General features: G+C 67.3%; 16 protein-coding genes. 6 read left to right on the plus strand and 10 right to left on the minus strand.

Features of this window, described 5'->3' with window-relative positions; genetic code table 11:
* Positions 1-7: 7 nt before the first annotated feature.
* Positions 8-1873, plus strand: a complete 1866-nt coding sequence (locus ACF66B_RS15320) for a tetratricopeptide repeat protein (RefSeq protein WP_392663158.1) — start codon at positions 8-10, stop codon at positions 1871-1873.
* A 22-nt stretch (positions 1874-1895) separates the two neighbouring features.
* On the opposite strand, the gene ACF66B_RS15325 is transcribed toward ACF66B_RS15320, so the two are convergent.
* The 3 genes from ACF66B_RS15325 to ACF66B_RS15335 form a co-directional block, all read right to left on the minus strand.
* A complete protein-coding gene (locus ACF66B_RS15325) occupies positions 1896-3245 on the minus strand; it encodes an HlyD family type I secretion periplasmic adaptor subunit (RefSeq protein ID WP_111430135.1) in 1350 nt (449 codons plus the stop codon).
* Positions 3242-5419: a peptidase domain-containing ABC transporter gene (locus tag ACF66B_RS15330; protein ID WP_111430136.1), complete on the minus strand. Its 2178-nt coding sequence runs from the start codon at positions 5417-5419 to the stop codon at positions 3242-3244. The genes ACF66B_RS15325 and ACF66B_RS15330 overlap by 4 nt, the downstream gene beginning before the upstream one ends.
* A gap of 240 nt (positions 5420-5659) precedes the next feature.
* Positions 5660-7834 carry a malate synthase G gene (locus tag ACF66B_RS15335; RefSeq protein WP_111430137.1) on the minus strand — a complete coding sequence of 725 codons (2175 nt, stop codon included), beginning with the start codon at positions 7832-7834 and terminating at the stop codon, positions 5660-5662.
* 757 nt (positions 7835-8591) lie between these two features.
* Here ACF66B_RS15335 and ACF66B_RS15340 point away from each other — a divergent pair.
* From ACF66B_RS15340 to modC, 5 genes are all read left to right on the plus strand, one after another.
* Complete coding sequence (locus tag ACF66B_RS15340; protein WP_111430138.1) at positions 8592-9830, plus strand: diaminopropionate ammonia-lyase; 1239 nt, start codon at positions 8592-8594, stop codon at positions 9828-9830.
* A gap of 99 nt (positions 9831-9929) precedes the next feature.
* Entirely contained in the window at positions 9930-10724 is a 795-nt protein-coding gene (locus tag ACF66B_RS15345; protein ID WP_111430139.1) for a TOBE domain-containing protein, read from the plus strand.
* A gap of 22 nt (positions 10725-10746) precedes the next feature.
* Complete coding sequence (modA, locus tag ACF66B_RS15350) at positions 10747-11490, plus strand: molybdate ABC transporter substrate-binding protein (protein ID WP_111430140.1); 744 nt, start codon at positions 10747-10749, stop codon at positions 11488-11490.
* Positions 11491-11501: 11 nt separating this feature from the next.
* Positions 11502-12170: a molybdate ABC transporter permease subunit gene (gene modB, locus ACF66B_RS15355; RefSeq protein WP_111430141.1), complete on the plus strand. Its 669-nt coding sequence runs from the start codon at positions 11502-11504 to the stop codon at positions 12168-12170.
* Positions 12167-13306, plus strand: coding sequence for a molybdenum ABC transporter ATP-binding protein (gene modC / locus ACF66B_RS15360; protein WP_111430142.1), 1140 nt, complete (start codon positions 12167-12169; stop codon positions 13304-13306). Before modB ends, modC begins: the two co-directional genes overlap by 4 nt.
* Here the strand turns inward: modC and ACF66B_RS15365 are convergent.
* The 7 genes from ACF66B_RS15365 to ACF66B_RS15395 form a co-directional block, all read right to left on the minus strand.
* Positions 13301-14638, minus strand: a complete 1338-nt coding sequence (locus tag ACF66B_RS15365; protein ID WP_111430143.1) for a TAXI family TRAP transporter solute-binding subunit — start codon at positions 14636-14638, stop codon at positions 13301-13303. The genes modC and ACF66B_RS15365 overlap by 6 nt on opposite strands.
* A gap of 86 nt (positions 14639-14724) precedes the next feature.
* A complete protein-coding gene (gene trpA, locus ACF66B_RS15370) occupies positions 14725-15516 on the minus strand; it encodes a tryptophan synthase subunit alpha (protein ID WP_111430144.1) in 792 nt (263 codons plus the stop codon).
* Between the two features lie 85 nt (positions 15517-15601).
* On the minus strand, positions 15602-16711 hold the full coding sequence (locus ACF66B_RS15375; protein ID WP_111430145.1) for an NAD(P)/FAD-dependent oxidoreductase: 1110 nt from the start codon (positions 16709-16711) through the stop codon (positions 15602-15604).
* Positions 16712-16963: 252 nt separating this feature from the next.
* The gene (locus tag ACF66B_RS15380) at positions 16964-17596 is read right to left on the minus strand and encodes a DUF2478 domain-containing protein (RefSeq protein ID WP_392663167.1); all 633 of its coding nucleotides are present in this window, start codon (positions 17594-17596) and stop codon (positions 16964-16966) included.
* A 216-nt stretch (positions 17597-17812) separates the two neighbouring features.
* The gene (gene torA, locus ACF66B_RS15385; RefSeq protein WP_111430147.1) at positions 17813-20281 is read right to left on the minus strand and encodes a trimethylamine-N-oxide reductase TorA; all 2469 of its coding nucleotides are present in this window, start codon (positions 20279-20281) and stop codon (positions 17813-17815) included.
* A gap of 11 nt (positions 20282-20292) precedes the next feature.
* On the minus strand, positions 20293-20952 hold the full coding sequence (locus tag ACF66B_RS15390; protein WP_111430148.1) for a molecular chaperone TorD family protein: 660 nt from the start codon (positions 20950-20952) through the stop codon (positions 20293-20295).
* A complete protein-coding gene (locus ACF66B_RS15395; RefSeq protein ID WP_111430149.1) occupies positions 20949-22574 on the minus strand; it encodes a c-type cytochrome in 1626 nt (541 codons plus the stop codon). Before ACF66B_RS15395 ends, ACF66B_RS15390 begins: the two co-directional genes overlap by 4 nt.
* Between the last annotated feature and the right edge of the window lie 177 nt (positions 22575-22751).

Below are 22751 nucleotides of genomic sequence, written 5' to 3' on the forward strand. Positions count from 1 at the left end.
GGCCCCGATGAACATAGCCGCGCCCTCCGCCCCCCTGTGCCTCGCGAGCGACGAGGACTGGCTCGCGACATGCCTCGGCGCACCGGGGGGACTCGCTGCGCTCTCGGCGGCGCAGGCCGCGCGGCTCGACGGGGTGCTGCACGGGCTTTCGCTCCACGGTCTCCTGTCCTTCGCGGGCAGGGCTGCGGATGCCGATGCCGTGCGGCTCTACAAGGGCTGGCTGGATCTCCATGCCGCCGACCCGAATGCCTTCGGGGCCTGGTTCAACCTCGGCGTGGTGCTGATGCGGAGCGGCAATCCGGGCTCCGCGGCGATCGCCTATTCCAACGTGCTCGCGCTCAAGCCCGAGCTGCACGAGGCCGGCGTCAATCTCGGGCTCGCGCTCGAGGCCTCGGGCCGGCGCGACGAGGCGCTGGCGGCCTGGCGGCGGGTGCTGCCGGGCGACGAGCAGCGCCGCCTTCTCCACATGCATCTCGGCCGCCTGCTCGAGGAGGAGGGCGATATCGAGACCGCCCAGAAGGAGCTCCGCGCCGCGCTGCTCATCGATCCCCGCCAGCCCGACGTGCAGCAGCATCTCGTCCACATGCGCCAGCGCGCGGCGAACTGGCCGGTGCTGGCGGCCGACATTCCCGGCCTCTCGGCGGAGGAGCTCGGCTTCAACTGCGGCCCGCTCGGCGCGCTGGCGCTCCATGACGATCCGGCGCTGCAGCGCGACATCTGCGCCACCTGGATCGCGCGGAAAGTCCCCGCCGCCCCGGAGCGGCTCGCGCCCCGCGCGGGCCACGACCACGCGCGCATCCGGGTCGGCTATCTCTCGACCGACTTCTGCCGCCACGCGATGAGCTATCTGATCGCCGAGGTGCTGGAGCGGCACGACCGCTCCGCCTTCGAGATCTTCGGCTATTGCGCCTCGCCCGAGGACGGCAGCGACGTCCGCCGGCGGGTGATCGCGGCCTTCGACCATTTCCGCATCATCGGCCCGCTGAGCGACGAGGCGGCGGCACGACAGATCCGGGCCGACGAGATCGACATCCTGATCGACCTCAACGGGCTGACCAAGGGCGCCCGCATCGGCGTGCTGCGCTGGAAGCCTGCGCCGGTGCAGGCGACCTATCTCGGCTATATCGGCCCGGTGGCGCTGCCCGAGCTCGACTGGCTGATCGCCGACGAGGTGGCGATCCCGCCCGAGCTCGCCGCCGACTACGCGCCGAAGCCCCTGCTGCTCGAGGGCTGCTATCAGGCCAATGACAGCCACGCGCCGGTGCTGCCGGCGGTGACGCGGGCCGAGGAGGGGCTGCCGGACGATGCCTTCGTCTTCTGCTGCTTCTCGCATCACTACAAGATCACCGAGGTGATGTTCGAGGCCTGGATGCAGATCCTCGCGCAATGCCCCGGCGCCGTGCTCTGGCTCGTCGAGGACAATCCGGCAAGCGACGGGCGGCTGGCGGCGCGCTGGACGGCCCGCGGGCTCGCCGCCGAGCGGCTGATCTTCGCGCCACGGGTCGATCCCGAGCGCTACCGGGCGCGCTTCGGGCTCGCCGATCTCTTCCTCGACACCATGCCCTACAATGCCGGCACCATCGCCTCCGATGCACTGCGCATGGGGCTGCCGCTCCTCACGCTCCAGGGCCGGGCCTTCGCGGCGCGGATGGCCTCGAGCCTCGTCACCGCGGTCGGGATGCCCGAGTGCGTTGCGACCTCGCGCGAGGGCTATGTCGCGCGCGCGGTGGCGATCGCCCGCGATCCCGCCGAGCTCGCGCGCCTCAAGGCGCATCTCGCGGGCAATGCCTGGGCGCGGACGCTGGGCGATTCGACAGGTTTCACCCGGCGCCTCGAGGCGGCATACCGGCGCATCCGGCTCTCGCCCCGCTGAGGCCCGCGCCGCCGGCCGGGCCTCAGGGCTCGCGCAGGCTTTCGCGCAGGCCCCTCAGGATCGGTTCGAGGAAGAATTCCAGCACCGTCCGCTCCCCGGTCTTCACCTCGGCGCTGAGCGTCATTCCCGGAATGAGCGGCATTTCATCCCGGTGGGCCGCAACCGCCTCCGGGTCGAGCAGGATCTGGCCGCGATGAAGCGCCGTGCTTGTCGGCACCGTCTCGCTGGCGGGATAGCTCTCCCGGCTGATCGAGCGCAGCGTGCCCGGCAGGCTCCCGTAGCGGCGCCAGGGGAAGCTGTCGATCTTGAGCACCGCCGGATCTCCGGCATGGAGGCGGCCGATATCGGCCGACTTGAGCCTGATCTCGGCGATGAGCGGCACGTTGGAGGGCACCAGCGTCACCACCGCGTCCCCTTCCCGCACCACCGATCCCGGCGCCCGTTTGGCGATCTCGAGCACCACGCCGTCGCGCGGCGCGCGCAGGAGCGTCAGGGCGTCGAGCCGGGCTGCCTTCGAAAGCTGCTCGGCGATACGCTCGAGCTCGGGCCCGATCGCCGCAAGCTCTTCGAGCGACTGCCGGTCCCAGTCGCGCAGGAAGGCATCCCACTCGGCCCGTTTCGAGACCTGCTGATGGCCGAGCTCCTCGATGCGGGCGCGATGGTCGTGGAGCCGCTGCTCGGTGTCGAGGCGGGCGGATTCCGCGAGCAGGAGGTCAAGGCGCGAGCCGACATTGTCCCGGAGAAGCTTCGCGCGCATGCCCTCGACCTCGCGCGCCAGTGCGAGCTGGGCCTCGAGCCCCGCGCTTGTCTCTTCCTCGGCGCGCCGCGCCGCCTCGAGCGCGCGCAGATCGGTATCGAAGGCCGCGCGGCGGGCGGCGAGGAAATCGGCGCGCCGGGCCATCAGGCGCTTCTGGAGCGCGGTCTCGGCATCGGCCCCGGCGGTGAAGCCGGTCTCGCCCGCAAGCTCGGCATCGAGGCGGGCCCGTCGCGCGAGAAGCGCGCGCTGTTGCGCCTCCAGGGTTTCGCGATCGGCTGCCGTGAAGGTCGAATCGAGCACGGCGAGCACCTCGCCCGCCGTCACGCTCTGCCCGGGCTTGACGTGAAGCTCGCGCAGCACCGCGCTCCCCATCGGCTGCAACACGACGGGGGGCTCGTCGGCCATGAGCCGGCCGCTCGCCGTCACGACGACATCGATGCGCAGCACCGCGGCCGCGATCACCAGCGAGAGCAGCAGCCCGCCGGCCAGAACGGGCCAGATCCTGAGGAGGAGCGGCACGGGCTCCGCGAGAAGCGCATCGAGATCGTTCTGGAATTCGAGCGCCTCGGCGGGAAGCGGTGCCGGGCTCTGGCGCGCCCTGAGCTGGCGGATCATGCGAGATGCTCCGTCTGCTGGCGCCAGAGGGTGCGATAGATCTCGCACCGTTCGAGCAGCACCTGATGCGGCGCGAGATCCACCACGCGCCCCTGATCGAGCACGAGGATCGCATCGGCGCGGACAAGCGAGGACATCCGGTGCGAGACGATGATCATCGTGCGGCCGCGCGACATGTCGGCGAGGTTGCGGTTGACCAGCGCCTCGCTCTCCGGGTCGAGCGCGCTCGTCGCCTCGTCGAAGACGAGCATCCTCGGCGCGGTGAGCAGCGCGCGGGCGATGGCGATGCGCTGGCGCTGGCCGCCCGAGAGATTGGCGCCGCCTTCCTCCACCGGCGTCTCGTAGGACATCGGCATCCTGCGGATGAACTCCTCCGCGCCCGCGAGCTTCGCCGCCGCCACGATCTCGGCAAACGGCGCTTCGGGGCGGGCGGCGGCGATGTTGGCGCGGATCGTGCCGCGGAACAGCAGGTTTTCCTGCAGCACCACGCCGACGCCCCGGCGCAGATGCCCGAGATCGATGTGGCGGATATCGACATCGTCGAGCTGGATGATGCCGCCCTGCGGCGTCTCGATGCCCTGGATCAGGCGGGTGAGCGTGGTCTTGCCCGAGCCCGAGCGGCCGACGATGCCGATCACCTGGCCGGGCGCGATCTCGAAGCTCACGCCGTCGAGCGCCGGCGAGATCGCGCCGGGGTAGGTGAAGGAGACGCTGTCGAAGCGCATCCGCCCGGTGATCTCCGGCCGCGCCGGGCGCGCCTGGCCCGCGGTCTCGGCGGGGTGGTCCATCACGCTCGCGAGCAGCCGCACCGAAAGCGCCGCCTCCTGATATTCGTTGATGAGGCCGACGATCTGCACCAGCGGCCCGGTCACGCGCTGCGAGAGCATGAGGAAGGCCACCAGCGCGCCGAGGCTGAGGCGGGTCTCGAAGACGAGCATCGCGCCGGTCGCCAGAACCGAGATCTGCATGAGCTTCTCGAGCCAGCCGGTCGTCGAGCCGACGAGCGCCGAGATCCTGCCGACATCCCACTGCCGGCGCACCGCCGAGGTGACGCTCGCATCCCAGCCGGTCTGGCGGTTGGGCTCGAGCACCAGCGCCTTGACCGCCCGCATGTTGTGCAGCGTCTCGATGAGATGGGACTGCCGCTCCGCCTCCGCGGCATAGAGCGCGCTCAGCCGGCGGCGGAAGACCGGCAGCAGCGCCCCGATGCAGGCCGCGATCGCCAGCGCAAAGCCCAGCACGATGACGGTCAGGAGCCCGGAATAGACCGCGAGCAGCAGCAGCAGGACGGGCAGGAGTGCTGCGTCGAGCATGGTCTGGAGCAGCCGCCCGGTCAGGAAATGTCTGAGCTTCTCCGTCTGCTGGATGTTGCGCGCCATGACCCCCGCCGCGGTGGTCTCGAAGACCGAGAGCGGCAGCGAGAGCATGTGGCCAAAGACCCGGGCGCCGAGGCGCGCGTCGATCTTGCCGCCGGCAACCAGCATGAGACGCTGCCGGACATAGGAGAAGGCGGCATCGAATGTCGCGAGCAGCACGAAGATCGCCGTGACCACGACGAGCGTGTTCCAGGCCTGATGCGCGATCACCCGGTCGATCAGCACCTGCATGAGCAGGGGAATGGCGAAGCCGATCAGGTTGGCGATCAGGGCCGCGCAGATCACGCCGCCGAGCAGCCGCCGCTGGCGGATGAGATCGGGCACGAACCAGCGCAGGCCGAAGGGCTGGCGCTCGTCGGTGATCCGGGGCGCCCGCCGCGCGAGCAGCAGGACGCCGCTCCACTCGGCCTCGAAGGCGGCGCGGGAAACGATCTGCACGCCCTCCGCCTCGCGGCGGGGATCGAGCACCGCCGCGGCCGTCTCGCCTCCCTCTCCCGGCACGCCCTGGATGAGGATGACCCAGTGGCCGCTCCGCATCACCGCGAGCACGGGATAGGCCGATCCGAGCGACATCGCCTTCGCCCAGCTGCACGGGCCGATCGTCCGGCTGCGCAGCCCCGCCCGGTTGAGCGCCTCGCGCACCGGGGGCACCATGTCGTCCTCGGCGAGCGCCGGGAGCTGCTCGGGCGCGAGGCTCACGCCGTGATGGGCCGCGAGCAGGAAGGCGCAGCGGAGCGCCGTCATCTGCGGCGAGAGCGCGGGAATGTCGGGAGCGCGGTGGGAGGCGGCAACGGTCATGGCCGCTTGGTGGCAGCCTTTGGTTAATGATGGGTAAGAGCGGCGGCGTCGCGGGCGGGAAAACTGCCCGGAGGCACTCTCTCCTGCACCCGGAGGCGCCGGCGAGCCCCTGCGCCGCGGCCCCGCACCAGGCTCTCGTCCTTCACGCCCCAGGCCGGGGGACCACCGGCCGGCCTGCCCCGGGGCAAGGCAAGCGGGCCCGCACCGCGCTCCGGCGCAGGCCCGCGAACGTGTTGGCGATCAGACCGGGAGGCCCGCCGCCATCTGGGCCGCCTTCGCCTCGCGGCGGCGGAGGTGGAGGATCGGCTCGGTATAGCCCGAGGGCTGTTCCATGCCCTTGAAGATCAGATCCCGCGCCGCCTGGAAGGCGATCGAGGCATCGTAATCGGGCGCCATGTCGCGATAGGCCGGATCGCCCGCATTCTGGCCATCGACCGCGACGGCCATCCGCCGCAGGCTCGCCTCGACCTCCTCGGCGGTGATGAGCCCGTGGAGCAGCCAGTTCGCGAGATACTGCGAGGAAATCCGCAGCGTCGCACGGTCCTCCATCAGGGCGATGTCGTTGATGTCGGGCACCTTCGAGCAGCCGATGCCCTGCTCGACCCAGCGCACCACATAGCCGAGGATCGACTGGCAGTTGTTGTCGAGCTCGCGCGCCACATCGGCATCCGAGAGGTTGCGCCCCGCGAGGAGCGGCGGGGTGAGCAGATCCCGACGCCGCGCCTTGGGCCGCGCGCGCAGCTCGGCCTGCCGCGCGGCGACATCGACCTGGTGGTAATGCGTCGCATGCAGCGTCGCGGCGGTGGGCGAGGGCACCCAGGCGGTGTTCGCGCCCGCCATCGGATGCCCGGCCTTGGTCGCGAGCATCTCGGCCATGGCGTCGGGCTTGGCCCACATGCCCTTGCCGATCTGCGCCTTGCCCGGCAGCCCGGCGGCAAGGCCCGTATCGACATTGCCGTCCTCATAGGCCTTGAGCCAGGCGGCGTCCTTCATCTCGCCCTTGGGAATGACCGGGCCCGCCAGCATCGAGGTATGGATCTCGTCCCCGGTTCGGTCGAGGAAGCCGGTGTTGATGAAGACGACCCGGTCCTTCACCGCGCGGATGCATTCGGCGAGATTGGCCGAGGTCCGGCGCTCCTCGTCCATGATGCCGAGCTTCACCGTGTTGCGCGGCAGGCCGAGCATGTCCTCGACGCGGGCATAGAGCTTGTCGGCGAAGGCGACCTCCGCGGGCCCGTGCATCTTGGGCTTCACCACATAGACCGAACCGGCGCGCGAATTGCGCGGGCCCTCGGTCTTCTTCAGGTCGTGGATCGCGCAGGCGACGGTGACGGCGGCATCGAGCATGCCCTCCGGCGTCTCGGCGCCCTCGTGGAGCACCGCGTCGGTCGTCATCAGATGGCCGACATTGCGCACCAGCAGAAGCGCGCGGCCCTGCAGCACCAGCGGCGTGCCGTCGGGCGCGCTCAGCACCTTGTCGGCGGCGAGGTTCCGCGTCATCGGCTTGCCGCCCTTCTCGAAGGTCTCGGCAAGATCGCCCCGCATCAGCCCGAGCCAGTTCGCATAGACCGCGACCTTGTCCTCGGCATCGACCGCCGCGACGCTGTCCTCGCAATCCTGGATCGCGGTGAGCGCGGATTCGAGCACGACATCGCGCAGCCCGGAGGGGCTCGCCGCGCCCACCGGATGATCCGGGTCGATCACCAGCTCGATGTGGAGCCCGTTGTGGCGCAGCATCCAGGAGGCGGTCGTGCCGCTCTCGGCAAAGCCGACGAACTGCGCCGGATCGGCCAGCGGCAGGGTTTTGCCGTTCGCCGTGGCGACGAAGGCCGCACCATCGCGCCCGTAGGCCGTCACGTCGGCATGGCTCGCCCCGGCAAGCGGAACGGCTTCGTCGAGGAAACCCGCCGCCCAGGCCACCGCCTCCGCTCCGCGGGCCGGATCGAAGCCGGGGCCGGCCGGGGTGCCCGGCAGCGCATCGGTGCCGTAGAGCGCATCATAGAGCGAGCCCCAGCGCGCATTCGCGGCATTGAGGGCAAAGCGCGCGTTCATCACCGGCACCACGAGCTGCGGTCCCGCGACCCGCGCGATCTCCGGGTCGACCTCGCCGGTCCCGATCTCGAAGGCCGGGCCGTCCGGCACGAGATAGCCGATCTCCGCGAGATACCCCTCATAGGCTTCCGCATCCCACGGCTCGCCCCGCCGCGCCGAAAGCCAGGCGTCGATCCGGCGCTGGAGGTCGCGCCGCGCGTCGAGCAGGTCGCGGTTCTCGGGCGCCAGCTCGGTGAGGAGCGCCGCATAGCCCTGCCAGAACTGCTCCGGAGAGACGCCGGTCTCCGGCAGCACCTCCTCCTCGATCAATCCGGCAAGCTCTGCCGCAACCTGAAGCCCCGATCGTGTGACATATTGGCTCATGCCGTTCTTCCGCTCCCTGATACCCTGTGCCGCGCCGGTGCGCGGCCATCCTCCCTCCTGCTAGCGGTTTTCGAAACGAGCGAAAAGCCCACGCCGCCCGGCGCGGTGCCCGGAACGCCCTCCCGGCCCGCCGATCGCCGCCGCCTGAGGAGGCTCTGGGCAGGGAAGCGGCGCGGGCCTGGGTGCAGGACCGGACGCATCAGCTCGGCCTCAGCCCAAAGCGTGACGCTGCTTGGGGAGGGTCTCGGGGTGGCGCGGCAGATGTCATCGCCGGTTACGGTCCTGCCCATGGCGTCCGGATCTGAACTGCCCTTTCCGCGAGCACTTACCGCTCACAAGCCGCACAAAATAGTGATGTTGGGTGTGCCTTTTGCGCATCCGCCAGGTGCTGCCGACCGGCGCCATTTTCTCCGCCGCCACGGAAGGCGAAGCTGTGAAAGAAGGCCGCCATTCATGATTTGTTTACAACTATTTCCAATTAAATCAATGCATTGATTTCATTTTCACGGTGAAAAGCCCTTGTTTCACCGCCGGGATACCTTCCCCGCGCCGCCGGGCCACGCCCCCGAACGGCCGCGCTCCGGCCCTGATCGCCTATTAGGAGAATGGCGGGTCCAGAATGCACCTTCGTCTACTTGACGCGCGCTGCCATGGGGCGGAGGAAGGGTAGGTCGCGGATGCTGCGGCATCTGCCAGTGCCTGGCAGGGAACGAAGACAGCAGGGGGCGGGGGGCTTTGCTCTCCCCGCGCGCAACAAATGGGACGCGAGATCGTAAGACGACCCTACGAGGCGGCCTATCCGTTCACCCTCGTCCTGAACGGACAGGCCCGTCGCGATCTGCCCTGGAACGCCGGGCAGGATGCCATCCTGAACGAGGCCGCCTTCGAGGAGGCCCGTGCCGCGGTGGCCTCCTGGCCGGGCTATGCCCCGACCCCGCTCCGCTCCCTCGAGGGCCTTGCCGCCGAAGCCGCCGTTGCGGAGCTCCATTACAAGGACGAGGCCGGCCGCTTCGGTCTCGGCAGCTTCAAGGCCCTCGGCGGCGCCTATGCGGTGGCCCGTCTTCTCTGCCGCGAGCTCTCGGCCCGTCTGGGCATCCCCGTCTCGATGCAGGACATCGCCTCCGGGCGCTTTGCCGATGCCGCCGCCGGGATCACCGTCAGCTGCGCGACCGACGGCAATCACGGCCGCGCCGTCGCCTGGGGCGCCTGGCGCTTCGGATGCCGCTGCGTGATCTTCATTCATGCCTCCGTCTCCGAGCACCGGCAGCGCGCGATGGAGGCCTTCGGCGCCGAAGTGCGGCGCACGGCCGAAACCTACGACGACTGCCAGCGGCTCTCCCGGGAGCTCGCGGCCTCCGAAGGCTGGTTCATCGTCTCCGACACCACCGGGCCCGGCTGCGGCGACGAGGTGCCGCGCGATGTCATGCAGGGCTACGAGATCTCCGCCTGGGAAGCCTGCAACGCGCTCGATGCCCCGCCGACCCATGTGTTCCTGCAAACCGGAGTCGGTGGCTTCGCCGCGGCGGTGGCCGGTCAGATCACCCGCCGCTGGGGATCGTCCCGGCCACTCGTCATCCTGGCCGATCCCGACCGCGCGGCCTGCTGGCTCGAAAGCTTCCGGATCGGCGCGCCGACGCCAGTCACCGGCAGCCTCGACACGTTGATGGCGGGCCTCGCCTGCGGTGAGGTCTCTTCGCTGGCATGGAGCATTCTCAGGGACCACGCGGACGCCGTGATGGCGATCGATGATTCCGCCGCCGTCGAGATGATGCGGCGCCTCGCGCGGCCGAGGGGCCGGGACCCGGAGATCATCGCCGGAGAATCGGCCGTCGCCGGCCTCGCCGCGCTGATGGCGGCCGCAAGCGATGCCGAGGTGCGCGCGGTCCTGAAGCTTGACGGAAATTCGCGCGTGCTTGTCTTCGGCACCGAAGGGGCGACGGACCCGGAGCTCTATCGCGAGCTGGTCGATACCGTTCCGGCCGGTCTCGACGCCTGATCCGATCCGAACGGAAAATTCGACAACCATTCTTGGGCTTTACGCGAAGTTGGCGTATCGATATATAGATTTAGTATATAGCGATTCCCGGATCCCCTCATGCCTGCCCTGCGCGCCGAAGTGTCTCTTGCCGGCCCCGATGCTGCTCCGCTTGGCCACGCACGTGTCCGGCTGCTGGAAGCCGTGGGGCGGGAGGGCAGCATTTCCGCCGCGGCGCGCGCCATGGGCGTGACCTACAAGGCGGCCTGGGATGGCGTCGAAGCGATCAACAATCTCGTGGGCCGCCCGGTCGTGGAGGCGCGGACGGGCGGCAAACGCGGGGGAGGGGCCCGGCTTACGGACGACGGCATCAGGCTTATCGAGGCTTTCCACCGGCTCGAGGCGGAGCTTGCCGCGAGCTTCACGCGGCTCGAGGCGGAACTGCTCGGGACCGGTATTTCCTCGGCCAGTGTCATGTGGGGGTTCTTCATGCGAACGAGCGCGCGCAATGCGCTGCGAGGTCAGGTTGCGGAGGTCGTGGACGGCGCGGTCAATGCGGAAGTCACCCTCGCGATCACCGATGAGATCAGGCTCTCCGCGATCATCACCCGCGACAGCCTGCGCGAGCTTGGCCTCTTTCCGGGGCGTCAGGCGACGGCGCTCATAAAGGCGCCCTTCGTCATTCTCGCCCCCGCCGGCGAGGCCCTGCGAACCTCGATGGGCAACCGACTCGAGGGGGTGATCACCCGGGTGGAGCCGGGCGCCGTGAACGCGGAGGTCTCGCTCGAGATCGCGGCAGGCAAGACGCTCGTCTCGATCGTCACCCTGCGCAGCGTGGAGCGGCTGGGCCTCGCCCCCGGTGTCCGGGCCTGCGCGCTGATTGACGCATCGAACATCATCCTTGCCGTAAACTGACCCAGCGGGAGCTCCCGACCCAATGACACGATTGATGCTTGCCCTCCTTGTGACCGCCACGGCCGGAACGGCTGATGCCGGTCAGACCAATGTTGCCGTCGCGGCGAACTTTACCGGCGCGGCAAAGGACATCGCCGAAGCCTTCAAGGCCGCCACCGGTGACGAGGCGGTGCTGAGTTTCGGCTCGACCGGCCAGCTCTATACCCAGATCGCACAGGGCGCGCCGTTCGACGTCTTTCTGGCCGCAGACAACGTGCGGCCGGATCTCGCCGTGACGGAAGGCTTCGCGGTCGAGGGCACGGAATTCACCTATGCCATCGGTCAGCTCGCGCTCTGGAGCAGGGACACCGCCCTGGTGAACGGTGCGGAGACGATGAAGCGGGGAGACTTCCACAAGCTTGCCATCGCCAACCCCGAGACTGCGCCCTACGGCGCCGCGGCCGTGCAGGTGATGCAGGCGCTCGATGTCTTCGAGGCGCTCTTCCCGAAAGTCGTTCAGGGCAACAACATTGCCCAGACCTACCAGTTCGTCGAAACGGGGAATGCGGAGCTCGGCTTCGTCGCCTATTCGCAGATCGCCGCCTCGGACGAAGGGTCGCGCTGGCTCGTCGATCCCGCGCTCTACGATCCGATCCGCCAGGATGCCGTGTTGCTGCAGGCCGGGGCGGGCAATGCCGCGGCGCAGGCGTTTCTCGATTTCCTGAAGGGGCCCGAGGCCGCAGCCGTGATCGAGCGCTACGGCTACGCCATCGAAAAAGGCGACTGAGGGCCGCGACGATGGACTGGGCGCCCATCCTGCTCACGCTGAAGCTTGCCTCGCTCACGACGGTCATCCTGCTTCTGCTGGGAACGCCGCTGGCCTGGTGGCTGGCCCGGACCCGGAGCCGATGGAAGGATGTGGTGGCAACGCTGGTGGCACTGCCGCTCGTGTTGCCGCCGACCGTTCTCGGCTTCTATCTCCTCATTGCGCTTGGCCCTCACGGGCCGGGTGGGGCGCTTGCCGGTCTCTGGGGCGCGCGCACCCTGGCCTTCAGCTTCGAGGGGCTGGTGATCGGCTCGGTGATCTACTCGATGCCGTTCGTGGTGCAGCCGGTCCGGAACGCTTTCGAGGCGCTGGGCGAACGGCCGCTGGAGGTGGCGGCGACCTTGCGTGCCTCTCCGCTGGATGCCTTTCTGACCGTGGCGCTGCCGCTGGCCCGGCCTGGGATCCTGTCGGGCACGGTGCTTGGGTTTGCCCATACGGTCGGGGAGTTCGGCGTGGTGCTCATGATCGGCGGGAACATTCCCGGCGAGACGAAGGTGCTGTCGATTGCGATCTACGATTATGTCGAGACGCTCGACTGGGCGAAGGCGCATCTCTACGCGGGGGGCATGCTGGCGTTTTCCTTCGCGGTCATCCTCACGATGATGACGCTCGAGCGCCGCACCCGGGAGCTGTCGAAGTGACCGGCACTGCAGGGCTTTCGGCGCACTTTCGGGGAAAGGTCGGAAGCTTCGACCTCGCTGCGTCATTCGAAGCGCCCGCACGCGGGATCACCGCGCTCTTTGGCCCGTCGGGGTGCGGCAAGACGACGGTGCTCCGCTGCATCGCGGGCCTTCAGACGATGCCGGAGGGACGGTTCTCGCTCGCAGGCGAGGTCTGGCAGGAGGGGGCGCGATGCCGTCCGCCGCATCAGCGGCCGGTCGGCTATGTGTTTCAGGAGGCGAGCCTCTTCCCGCATCTGACGGTGCGGCGGAACCTTGACTATGGCTACCGCCGGGCGCTGAAGCAGGGTGCGGCCGGGCTGGTGCGGTTCGACGAGGTCGTCGAGCTCCTGGGGATCGAGCCGCTGCTTCAGCGCTGGCCGGTCAGGCTATCGGGGGGCGAACGCCAGCGCGTGGCAATCGGGCGGGCGCTGCTGTCTCAGCCGAGGCTCCTGCTGATGGACGAGCCACTCGCAGCCCTCGACCGGTTCAGCAAGGACGAGATCCTGCCGTATCTTGAGCGGCTGCGGGATACGCTGCCGATGCCGGTGCTTTACGTGAGCCATGACATTTCCGAGGTGGAGCGGCTGGCCGATCATATCGTGCTCCTGCACGAGGGCCGGGTGATCGGCGCCGGGCCGCTCGAGGCGGTTCAGGCCGATCCGGCGATGCCGATCGCGCGGCTGCCCGATGCCGGGGTCGCCCTGCGCGCCAGGGTTCTCCGCCATGACGCGGCATACGGGCTTTCGACGCTTGCGGTCGATGGCGCGGAGCTGATCGTCCCGGGGGCGCTTGGCGGGGCCGGAGTGCTGCACCGGATCCGCATCTCGGCCTCCGATGTGAGCCTCGCGCTGGACCGGCCGGCCCAGAGCACGATCCTCAATGTCCTGCCCTCCCGCATTCTTTCGGCCGACTGCCGCGATCCGTTCCTCGTCATCGTCGTTCTGGGGCTCGGCCCGGAGGGCGATGGTGCGCGCATTCTGGCGCGCATCAGCCGTCGCTCCTGGGACGGGCTCGGGCTGGCGCCGGGGCAGGCTGTGTTTGCCCAGATCAAGGGAATGGCGCTGCTCTCGGGCAGGGGGGCGATTCCTGCGCAGGGTGAGGTGCCGCGCTCATGAGGTCGGTTCTGGCGGCGCGTCTTCGTCGCCGAAAAGCTGCCGCCGCTTGCGCTCGAGCTGCTGGCGCACAAGGTTGATGTGCACGCGCATGGTGTAGGCGTACTCCCGATAGCGCATGGGCAGGGAGAGTTTTGAGACCTCGCGCTCGACATCCCCGAGACGGCTCTCGAGATCCTCGAGCTCCGCGGCATCGGAGGCATTCCCGGCCGCGCGCTCGATATCGCGCAGTTCGGGATAGCGGCGGTAGACACGGGACCGCATCTGCCATTCGTAGAGGCCGGGCAGCACCCGCATGAGCGGGACGACTACGACGAGCAACGGCACCAGCAGGAGTGCGAAGCTGTTGACCTGGGCGACTATCCAGTAGGGCAGGAAGCGATAGAGCGGGCTTGGCGGCTTCTTGAGCAGGTCTGCGGCCTGGGGGTTCATCGGCATCGCGACATTCATCTCGGACGGAAACTCGTCTTCGTTGGTGATGAGGTCGCGGGAGGAATGCACCTTCCGCGCCGCGGCGATCAGGCGATCGACAAGGGCAGGGTGGAGATTGTCGCGGGCGACGAGACGGCCAACCATCGCGATCAGATCGATGTCGGCCGGAGGATGCTCCGCGGCATAGTCGAAGCCCGCGCGGGGGATCGTCGCCTGGCGCACGAAGGGAAGCTGGCGGGTGAGCGCAGTGCCATCCCGGATCGAGGCGGTCGTGACGGTGGTATCCTGGAAGAGTGGCTGGAGGTAGGGGGCGGTCACCGGAGCGACGAAAACCGATGCGTCGGCTTCGCCGGAGAGGAGCGCCGCGCCCGCCTGATCTCCGCCAAGCGGCAGGAAGGTGTTGCTCTCGAGGCCCTGCCCGGCAACGCCTGCAAGCGCGTCGATCACGAAGCGCGTCCCGCTGCCTTCGGCCCCGCCTGCAATGCGGAGGTTGCGCCAGTGTGCAGGGTCCGCAGGTGTCTCGAGGGCGCCGCGGTGCATGATCCAGAGCGGCTCGAGAAAGGTCGCGGCGAGTGCGGAGACCGGCCGGTCGGCCGGCACGGGCACGCCGCCCTGTAGAAACGCGACGTCTGCGTCGGCATCCGGCCCTGCCACCCGCGCCGCGTTCTCGACCGATCCTGCGGTTTCAAGGATCGTGACCTTGATGCCGTCCCGGGCGAGGATCTGGCGATAGCGATCGGCAAAGCCATAATAGGCGCTGCCTTGGCTGCCGGCGGCGATGACGACGGCGTCGGGCGGCAGAAGTGCCATCACTCGCTTGTAGACAAAGACCAGCACGGCAACGGTCAGGGCCACCAGAAACAGCAGCTTGACCCAGGTCAGATCGAGTCGTTCAAGCCTCATCGCGCAGCCTCTCTCTCGGGCCCTGGCCGTGCAGGGTCGCAGAAAGGATAGCGGTGATGCCTATGCGAGCAAACCCCCGCAGGAAATCAGGCGTTGTGAACGGCCTCTGCCAGGGAGGCGACAAAAGTCAGGATCTGGTCGACGGGTTCTCCGCGGCCGATGCGCTCGACGATGGCCGAGCCAATCACGGCGCCATCGGCAATGCCCGCAATGGATGCGGCGCCCTCCGGGGTCTTGATGCCAAAGCCGACACAGACAGGAAGATCGGTCGCGGCCTTGATCCGCGAGACCTCGGGGCCGACGGATGCGGCATTTGCCTCGGCGGAGCCGGTGATGCCGGTGATCGAGACGTAGTAGACGAAACCGGAGGTGTTGGTCAGCACCTTCGGCAGCCGGCGCGCGTCGGTCGTCGGGGTTGCAAGGCGGATGAAGTTGAGGCCGGCCGCCTGTGCCGGAAGGCAGAGCTCCTCGTCCTCCTCGGGCGGCAGATCCACGATGATGAGCCCGTCGACGCCGGCCTCGCGCGCTTCGGCCAGGAAGGTATCGACGCCGCGCGAATAGACCGGATTGTAGTAGCCCATGAGCACGATCGGGGTCCGTGCATCCGTTTCCCGGAAGGCACGGACCATGTCGAGCGTGTCCTTCATGGTTTGCCCGGCTTCGAGCGCGCGCTGCCCGGCAAGCTGGATCGCGGGCCCGTCGGCCATCGGATCGGTGAAGGGCATGCCCATTTCGATCACGTCGACACCGGCGGCCGGAAGGCCCTTGATGAGGTCCAGCGACGCGGCGCGGTCGGGGTCTCCTGCCATCACGAAGGCAACGAAGGCCTTGCGGTTCTGTTCCTTCAGGCGGGCGAATGTTTCCTCGATGCGGGTCATGGGGGTCCTCTTGCAGCGGTCGCCCCGACTAGCCCGATGGCGGGTCGAAAATCAATGTGGAAACGGCAGGAGGGACTGGGCTGTCTCAGGCGGCCGCGAGCCGTGCCGCCACGGCTTCGGCAATGGCGAGGGAAGAGGTGAGGCCGGGGCTTTCGATGCCGTAGAGATTGACGAGCCCGTCCATCCCGTGCGTTTCCGGCCCTTCGATCGTGAAATCGGTTGCCGCGCCGCCGGCGGGGGCGAGCTTGGGGCGAATGCCGGTGTAGCTCGGGCTCAGCGCACCTTCGGCAAGGTCGGGCCAGTAGCGCCGGATCGCGTCGTAGAACACATCGCCGCGCTGCGCATCGAGGCTGTAGTCGATGCCGTCGATCCATTGCGTGTCCGGCCCGAAGCGCCCGGCGCCACCCATGTCGAGCGTGAGATGGACGCCGAGGCCATCCCGCTCGGGCACGGGATAGATGAGGCGCGAGAAGGGGACATGGGCCGAGACGCTGAAGTAGTTGCCCTTGCAATAGAAGATCTCGCGCCGGTGTTCGGGCGCGAGCCCGTCGATCCCGTCAGCGACGTGGCCTGCGAAGAGGCCGGCCGCATTGACGAGGCGGTTGCTTCCGATCACGAGCTTGCCGTCGCGGCCTTCGGTCTCGATCTCGAACCCGCCCGCAGTTGCGCGTGCGGCGATGAAGCCGGTCTCGAAGGCGATCATGCCGCCATGATCCTCGATTTCCCCCTGCAGGCTCAGCATGCAGGCATGGCTGTCGACGATTCCGGTAGAGGGGGAGAGCAGGCCAGCCTCTCCGCGGAGCGCAGGTTCCATGCGGCGGAGGTCGGCCGCATCCAGCGGCTGGAGGTCCGTCACGCCATTGACCGCAGCCTTGGCGGCGATGCCTTCGAGCGCCGGGACCTGATCCGTTTCGGTCGCGACAATGATCTTTCCCAGGCGCTTGTGCGGGACACCGTGGCTTTCGCAATACTCGTAGAGAAGGTGTTTGCCCCGCACACACATCTCGGCCTTTGCCGAACCGGCGCTGTAGTAGATCCCGGCGTGGATAACCTCGGAATTGCGCGAGCTCGTGTGACTGCCGATCATGTGCTCGCGTTCGAGCACGATGACCTCGTTGCCTGCCTTCGCGAGGCTTCGGGCGACGGCAAGGCCGACGATGCCCGCACCCACAACCACGCAATCAACCCGATCCATGCCAGACCTCACACCTAACGCACGACTTTGGCTCTCTCTAGAGCATGGCGCGGCGTCTGGCAAAAACGCAATTGAAGGTTGATTTACGGGCCGAGGATCCTGGCCTCAGCCCATATTGCAGTTCGGGCTTTCCCGCGTGATCCGCACGTCATGGACATCCTATCACGCAGCTGGTTTGCCTTGTTTCCCCGGCTTCTGCACAATTGAGCAGCTACCGGGAACCCGACCGACATCCAGAAGCCTGATGTCCGATCACGTCCAAACGTCGGCGTTCTCGGACATGTCACGCCGGCAGCCAACGCCCGACATGCTGGACGTAGCGCCATAACCGGTGCCGCCCCGGATCAATCCGTCTTTCGGCATCAATCCGTCTGGCCTTGCCAAGTCCATGCGTTTCTCCTGAAGCCACCGGATAATCTCCTCTTCCCGCGGCACGAGCTGTTCGGCCAGATCGCCGGCGAAGGTCCGCAGGGCAGGCAGATTCAGACCGTTCACCCCGACCACGACCGGAATGTCTCGACTGAGCGCATCAACGATCAGGCCACAGAACCCGTGCCCTGACGCTTCCCGCGTGCCGAATTTGTTGACGATCATGACTTCGGCGCCGTCAAGACCTGCTGCGGCCGCGACGACCGCCATTTCAAGCGCTCCCGCATCCAGCCTGCACCCGCGCGATCCCGAGCCCAAATTCTGGTGGATGGGAAGGGTCGGCCCGTCCGGTAGGACGCGCAAGGCGGTCTCGCACGGATGCCGGTCAGCGTCGGCAGGCTCGGTCTGGACGACACCCGCGAGGCGGACCCCGTCACGGCGCAGGCGCTCGGCGAGGGCTGCCAGTGCCAGTGCCGCCGCGCCACGCCCTTCCATCATCAGATAGCCAAACTTCACGCTCACTTCACCTGGTATGGTGCCCCCAGGTCCGCAGAGAGGCGCTTCCACCCGGTTGCGGGCCTGCCCCTCTGGACCAGAACCTTTTCAGACGGCATTGCCGTCTGAAAAGGACTTTGGTCAAATCGATAACCTGGAGCGAAATCCATTCTTCAAGCTGTTTCAGTTTGAACCGTTTTCGCTCCAGCCGCACCGATCCGACGTTATGGCGAACGATCAGCTGGCCGGTTGGCTGAAGACCGTGACCGGCGGCAGCGGACCGTCGAACCGCTCGACATCTGCGACGCCAGTGTGACCGCAATTGCCTTGAGCCAGTTTCGATGTGGCGATACCGGTCGTGAGCGTGTTGACGTCACCATAGACGCAAAGGCTCCCGATCTGCCGCGGGTTTTCAGGATCGAACCAGCCGCCTTCGTTGATGCGAACGACCCCCGGCATGATTTCATCGGTGATCTTCAGACCGGCGAGCAGCTGGCCGCGATCGTTGAAGACGCGCACCACGTCACCGTCCTTGAGCCCGCGCTGCTCTGCATCCGCCGGGTTCATCCAGCACGGCTCGCGCCCCTTGATCTCGTAGGTCTCGCGGTTGACCGTGCCGCAGAGCTGGGAGTGCAGCCGCATCTGCGGGTGGTTTGCCGCAAGGTGCAGCGGATATTGGGTCGTGGGACCGGCAAGGCGTTCGATCGGCTCCATCCAGGTCGCATGGGGCGGGCAGTCGTCATAGCCGTACCGCTCGATCGCCGTCGAATAGAGCTCGAACTTGCCCGACGCCGTGCCCAGCGCGTTCAGCAACGGATCCTCTCGGAAGTCGGCGTGGCGAACGAATTCCTCCTGGGCCTCGGTCACCGGGAAGGCGAGCGGCTTGTTGCTGTCCCAGAAGACCTCGAAGACCGGCATCTCCATGCCCTTGGCACGGGACTCGATCTTTGCCGCCTCGTAGATGTTCCGGATCCAATCCATTTCGGTCAGGCCCTGGGTGAAGGCGTAGCCTTGGCCGAGCTGTTCGGAAATGGCCGCGAAGATGTCGAAATCGCTGCGGGCCTCGAAGACCGGATCGACCACCTTCTTCATCGGGACGATGTGGCTGAGAGCATAGTCTCCGACCTGCTCGATGTCGTTGCGTTCGTAGGAGGTCGTCGCCGGAAGCACGATGTCGGCGTGCCGCGCCGAGGCCGTCCATTGAACGTCATGCACAACGAAGGTGTCGAGATTGCGCCAGGCGCGCAGCATCTCGTTGCGGTCCTGATGGTGTGAGAAGGGATTGCCACCCACCCAGTAGGCCATCTTCACGAGCGGCAGCTCGATCTCGTGGCCATTGAACTGCATCGTCTTGCCGGGGTTGAGCAACGTCTCGACGAAGCGCGAAACGGGGATCGAGACCGAGCCGCTCTGCGCCAGCCACGCAGCGCCCTCGTTCGCCTGCCCCGAAGCATCATCGATCGCCTTCAGGATCGGCGTGGTATGGGTCGGAGACCCACCCGACGCGTAGTGGTAGCTCAGCCCGTAGCCACCACCCGGCAGACCGATCTGGCCCAGCATCGCGGCCAGCGTGATCAGCATCCAGTGGATCTGTTCGCCGTGGTGCTGACGCTGCGTCGAATAGCCGAGCGCAAGCATCGTGCGGTTCCCGGCGAAGCGTCTGGCCAGATCGCGAAGCGTCTCCGCCGGCAGGCCGCAGATCTCGGCCGCCCAGTCTGCGGTCTTCGGCGTGCCATCGCTCTGGCCGAGCAGATAAGGCAGGAACTTGTCGAAACCCGACGTGTAGCGATCGAGGAATGCCTGGTCGTGAAGTCCCTCTTCGTAGAGCGTGTGAGCAATGCCGAGCATCATCGCGACATCGGTCTGCGGGCGCGGTGCGATCCACTCGCCGTTCAGTTCCGCGCAGGTTTCGGTCCGCACGGGGTCGATGCAGATGACCGGCGTCCCTGCCGCCTTCATCAGCGCGACACCGGGCCAGGCGCCATGGTCCGCCACCTGCCAGGAGATCTGCGAATTGTTGAGCGGATTGCAGCCCCAGAAGACCATCAGCTCGCAATTTTCTGCGAGGTTGTTCCAGGTCGTGCATTGCTCGTAGACCTCGAGCGAGCCCGAGACATAGGGCAGGATCACCTGCGCCGCACCGGTCGAATAATCGCCCGTGCTGTTGGTGTAGCTGCCGGTGAGGTTGAGCATCCGGCGCAGCAGGGTCTGGCAGTTGTGGAGCTTGCCCGGGCTCTTCCAGCCATAGGAACCGGCAAAGAGCGCCTGCTGGCCATAGGTTTCGCGCACGCGCACGATCTCGTTGGCGACCAGTTCAATTGCCTGTTCCCAGCTCACCCGCACGAAATCGCCCGCGCCGCGGCCGTCCGGATCGGCTCCGGGACCCTGCTCGAGCCAAGCCCGCCGGACCATGGGATAACGGATCCGGGACTCTGAATAGAGTGAGTCCAACACGCCGGGGAGCTGCGGCGACGGATGCGGATCCCCCTCCCACGGTTTGAACTCGACCGCGCGGCCATCCTCGACCACACCGTAGAAGACACCCCAGTGGCAGCCCGAGAGCACGCCCTGCGTGCCGGTCTGAGCGACGGCTCCACGCGCGAAGAGGGGCAGGCTGGCCAGGCCGAGCGCGGCGGCGGATCCTTTGAGGAAGGTCCGCTTTGAAAGCGATGGGCCGTTCAGTTTCGGCTCGCAATTCTTGGTCATAACCTGTCCTTTCAGATCGAAGCCGCAGCGGAGGGCCGGTCGGATCCGGCCACGCCCGATCGGGCTTGTCTTGTTCTTTTGGCAAACGCGGTCAGCAGGAGCGCGACGGCCCCGTAGAATCCGCTGCGATCTGCCTCGGCGAGGGAAGCCGCGAACCGGTCGATCCAGTCCAATTCGTCGAGCAGGGCGGGGACGATATCGGAGCGGTCCCGCCGCAACGCCTCCGCCAGTGCCGCAAGTTGGATTGCGACATGGTCGGGAGGTTCGCAGCACCCTTCGGCCACATGTATGTCCAGCCCGCGAAGAAGCCGCTGCATCCGGCCAACGGCAGGGCCGAAGAGGCGGCCGGTACCATCCCAGACGCTGGCATAAGGCGGGAGGCCGCGCTGCCTGAAGATACCCTCGAACAAGGCCGTATGCCGCCGCTGGAGCGCGATGACCGCTTCGGCCACGGGACCGACCGACAGGTGCCGACAGAGCGCGGCCGTCGCATCCGGCTGGCAAAGAAGTGCCCCGATCTGCTGGAGCGCAGCCTGTCCCTCGATCGAGCGGGCGGCTTCAAGGCGCGCCGCGTCGGGCGGGTTCAGGAACTGAAGAGCGAGCCAGTCCGCAATCAGGGCAAGATCGGCAGAAGACACTTCGGAGGGCGCGGAATGTGGGACAGCGTTCATTCGACGCCTCCATCACTCTCGTTCAGATCCTTCGAGTGGTTCTGAAGGTAGGCGAGGATCAGACGATACTGATCATCGTTGAAGGAGGTGAACCGACGCATCGATTTCATCGTGCCGATCCATTGGTTCGCCGTGAAATGAGTCTTCTGTGGCAGGACGTGACACGCCGCACAGGCCTTCTGGAAGGTATCCTGGCTGTAGCTCCACACCGCACCGCGATCGTCGTTGAGATCCGTCGCGTCCGACCAGAGCGTGATCTCGACCGGGACCCAGGACTGGCCGGTATCGGCATCGGTCTCGGGTTCGCCGCGCTGGACAGCGTCGGCTGCCGCATCCGAGAGAACGGCCATCATGACCCGCTGACCCTTCGCCTGATAGATAACGGACGGAGCGTCGGTCATCTGCCAGCCTTCGATCCGCAAGCCGGCCTTGTCTCCATCTCTGGCGGTGACTGTGGCAAGGGCGCCGCCCAGCAGCTTCCCCTGCTCTTCAGAGCCGCTATCGACATCGGCCGCGTCGAGCCAGACATCCTTCGTTCCGACCACCGTTGCCTGGGCGCCCTGAGCGATTTCCGAAGCCGGCGAGATGGGCAAGTTCGGTGCCGCCGCAATCGCGGTTTCGAGCATGACCAGTTCGTCGGTGTGATTCGGCTCCGGCATGCCCGGCGCGGGTTCGTGAACAGCGGGCACGTGCTTGAGATAGAGTGCCATGGCCTGCACGTCGTCAAACGGCAGTTTCGACGTATTCAGGATGACTTCGGCCATATCTCCGTCGGCCGACCGTCCGACCGGGTTGACGCCCGTGTGGAGATAGTTCGCGATCGACGCCTCGGACCAGAAACCGATCCCGGTCTCGTCGGGCGTGATGTTGGGGAACCAGCCGGTCCCATCGGTATTCGGTCCGCCGCCATAGCGCTTCGAGGCGATCACGTTGCCCATGAGCCCGCGCGGCGAATGGCATTCGGCGCAATGGCCCGGACCTTCCACCAGATACGCCCCCTTGTGGTAGGCTTCGGGGTCTGCACCTTCGGGGACCGGGCCCGGCTCGAAGCGTTGCCCATCAAGAAACGCAAGGCGCCAGACGCCAACGCCACGGCGGATGTTGTAGGGGAACTTCAGGTCGTGCTCGGGCACGGCGTCGGTTTCAGCCGGCAAGGTCATCATGTAGGCATAGAGGTCGCGGACATCTTCGCCGGTCAGACGCTGGTAGGACGTGTAGGGAAATGCGGGGTAGAGGTTCTGCCCGTCCGGCCACACGCCATCCGGCCCGACCCCTTCGCGCAGCGCACGGTCAAACTGGGCGAGCGTCCAGTCGCCGATGCCGTGTTCCTTGTCAGGTGAGATATTCGGCATGTGGAACACGCCGAACTGCGTGTCGAGACTCCGACCGCCACCCAGGATGGTATCGTCTTCCTGTCCGGGCGTGGCATGGCAGGTGGCACAATCCGATGCGACGAATACGAAACGCCCGTTTGCGAGGTCCGCGCCCTCGAGCGAGGGGAGATCGCGGTCGGGATGCGTGGCCGACCAGGTCCAGGGAGAGGTCAGGACGACGAAGCCGAGCCCGCCCAGAACCAAAAGGCTCCCCCCGAGTCCAAGAAGTGTCCTGCGATTGAAGCTCATGGTCATTGCCTCCGGTCCGGCCGACAGAGATAGGACGGCCACGCAGGGCATAGCACTTGCGTCCATGGCAAAGGCTGACAGCTTGTAAATGGATGTAAACGTCATGTAAAAACGGTTCGATCTGGGCAGGCGCTGCGCCGGGAGCTTGACGGCCGGACAGATGCGCCTGCGTCCCAA

The sequence above is a fragment of the Amaricoccus sp. B4 genome (genome assembly GCF_043226085.1).
Classification (GTDB): Bacteria; Pseudomonadota; Alphaproteobacteria; order Rhodobacterales; family Rhodobacteraceae; genus Amaricoccus.

What these genes read in the sequence shown, in the direction of transcription:
- ACF66B_RS15330 (WP_111430136.1), bottom strand. Translation starts at nt 5,419, where the DNA reads ATGACCGTTGCCGCCTCCCACCGCGCTCCCGACATTCCCGCGCTCTCG.
- ACF66B_RS15325 (WP_111430135.1), bottom strand. Translation starts at nt 3,245, where the DNA reads ATGATCCGCCAGCTCAGGGCGCGCCAGAGCCCGGCACCGCTTCCCGCC.
- modB (WP_111430141.1), top strand. Translation starts at nt 11,502, where the DNA reads ATGGACTGGGCGCCCATCCTGCTCACGCTGAAGCTTGCCTCGCTCACG.
- ACF66B_RS15375 (WP_111430145.1), bottom strand. Translation starts at nt 16,711, where the DNA reads ATGGATCGGGTTGATTGCGTGGTTGTGGGTGCGGGCATCGTCGGCCTT.
- ACF66B_RS15390 (WP_111430148.1), bottom strand. Translation starts at nt 20,952, where the DNA reads ATGAACGCTGTCCCACATTCCGCGCCCTCCGAAGTGTCTTCTGCCGAT.
- ACF66B_RS15345 (WP_111430139.1), top strand. Translation starts at nt 9,930, where the DNA reads ATGCCTGCCCTGCGCGCCGAAGTGTCTCTTGCCGGCCCCGATGCTGCT.
- ACF66B_RS15335 (WP_111430137.1), bottom strand. Translation starts at nt 7,834, where the DNA reads ATGAGCCAATATGTCACACGATCGGGGCTTCAGGTTGCGGCAGAGCTT.
- ACF66B_RS15395 (WP_111430149.1), bottom strand. Translation starts at nt 22,574, where the DNA reads ATGAGCTTCAATCGCAGGACACTTCTTGGACTCGGGGGGAGCCTTTTG.
- ACF66B_RS15340 (WP_111430138.1), top strand. Translation starts at nt 8,592, where the DNA reads ATGGGACGCGAGATCGTAAGACGACCCTACGAGGCGGCCTATCCGTTC.
- torA (WP_111430147.1), bottom strand. Translation starts at nt 20,281, where the DNA reads ATGACCAAGAATTGCGAGCCGAAACTGAACGGCCCATCGCTTTCAAAG.
- modA (WP_111430140.1), top strand. Translation starts at nt 10,747, where the DNA reads ATGACACGATTGATGCTTGCCCTCCTTGTGACCGCCACGGCCGGAACG.
- ACF66B_RS15320 (WP_392663158.1), top strand. Translation starts at nt 8, where the DNA reads ATGAACATAGCCGCGCCCTCCGCCCCCCTGTGCCTCGCGAGCGACGAG.
- ACF66B_RS15365 (WP_111430143.1), bottom strand. Translation starts at nt 14,638, where the DNA reads ATGAGGCTTGAACGACTCGATCTGACCTGGGTCAAGCTGCTGTTTCTG.
- trpA (WP_111430144.1), bottom strand. Translation starts at nt 15,516, where the DNA reads ATGACCCGCATCGAGGAAACATTCGCCCGCCTGAAGGAACAGAACCGC.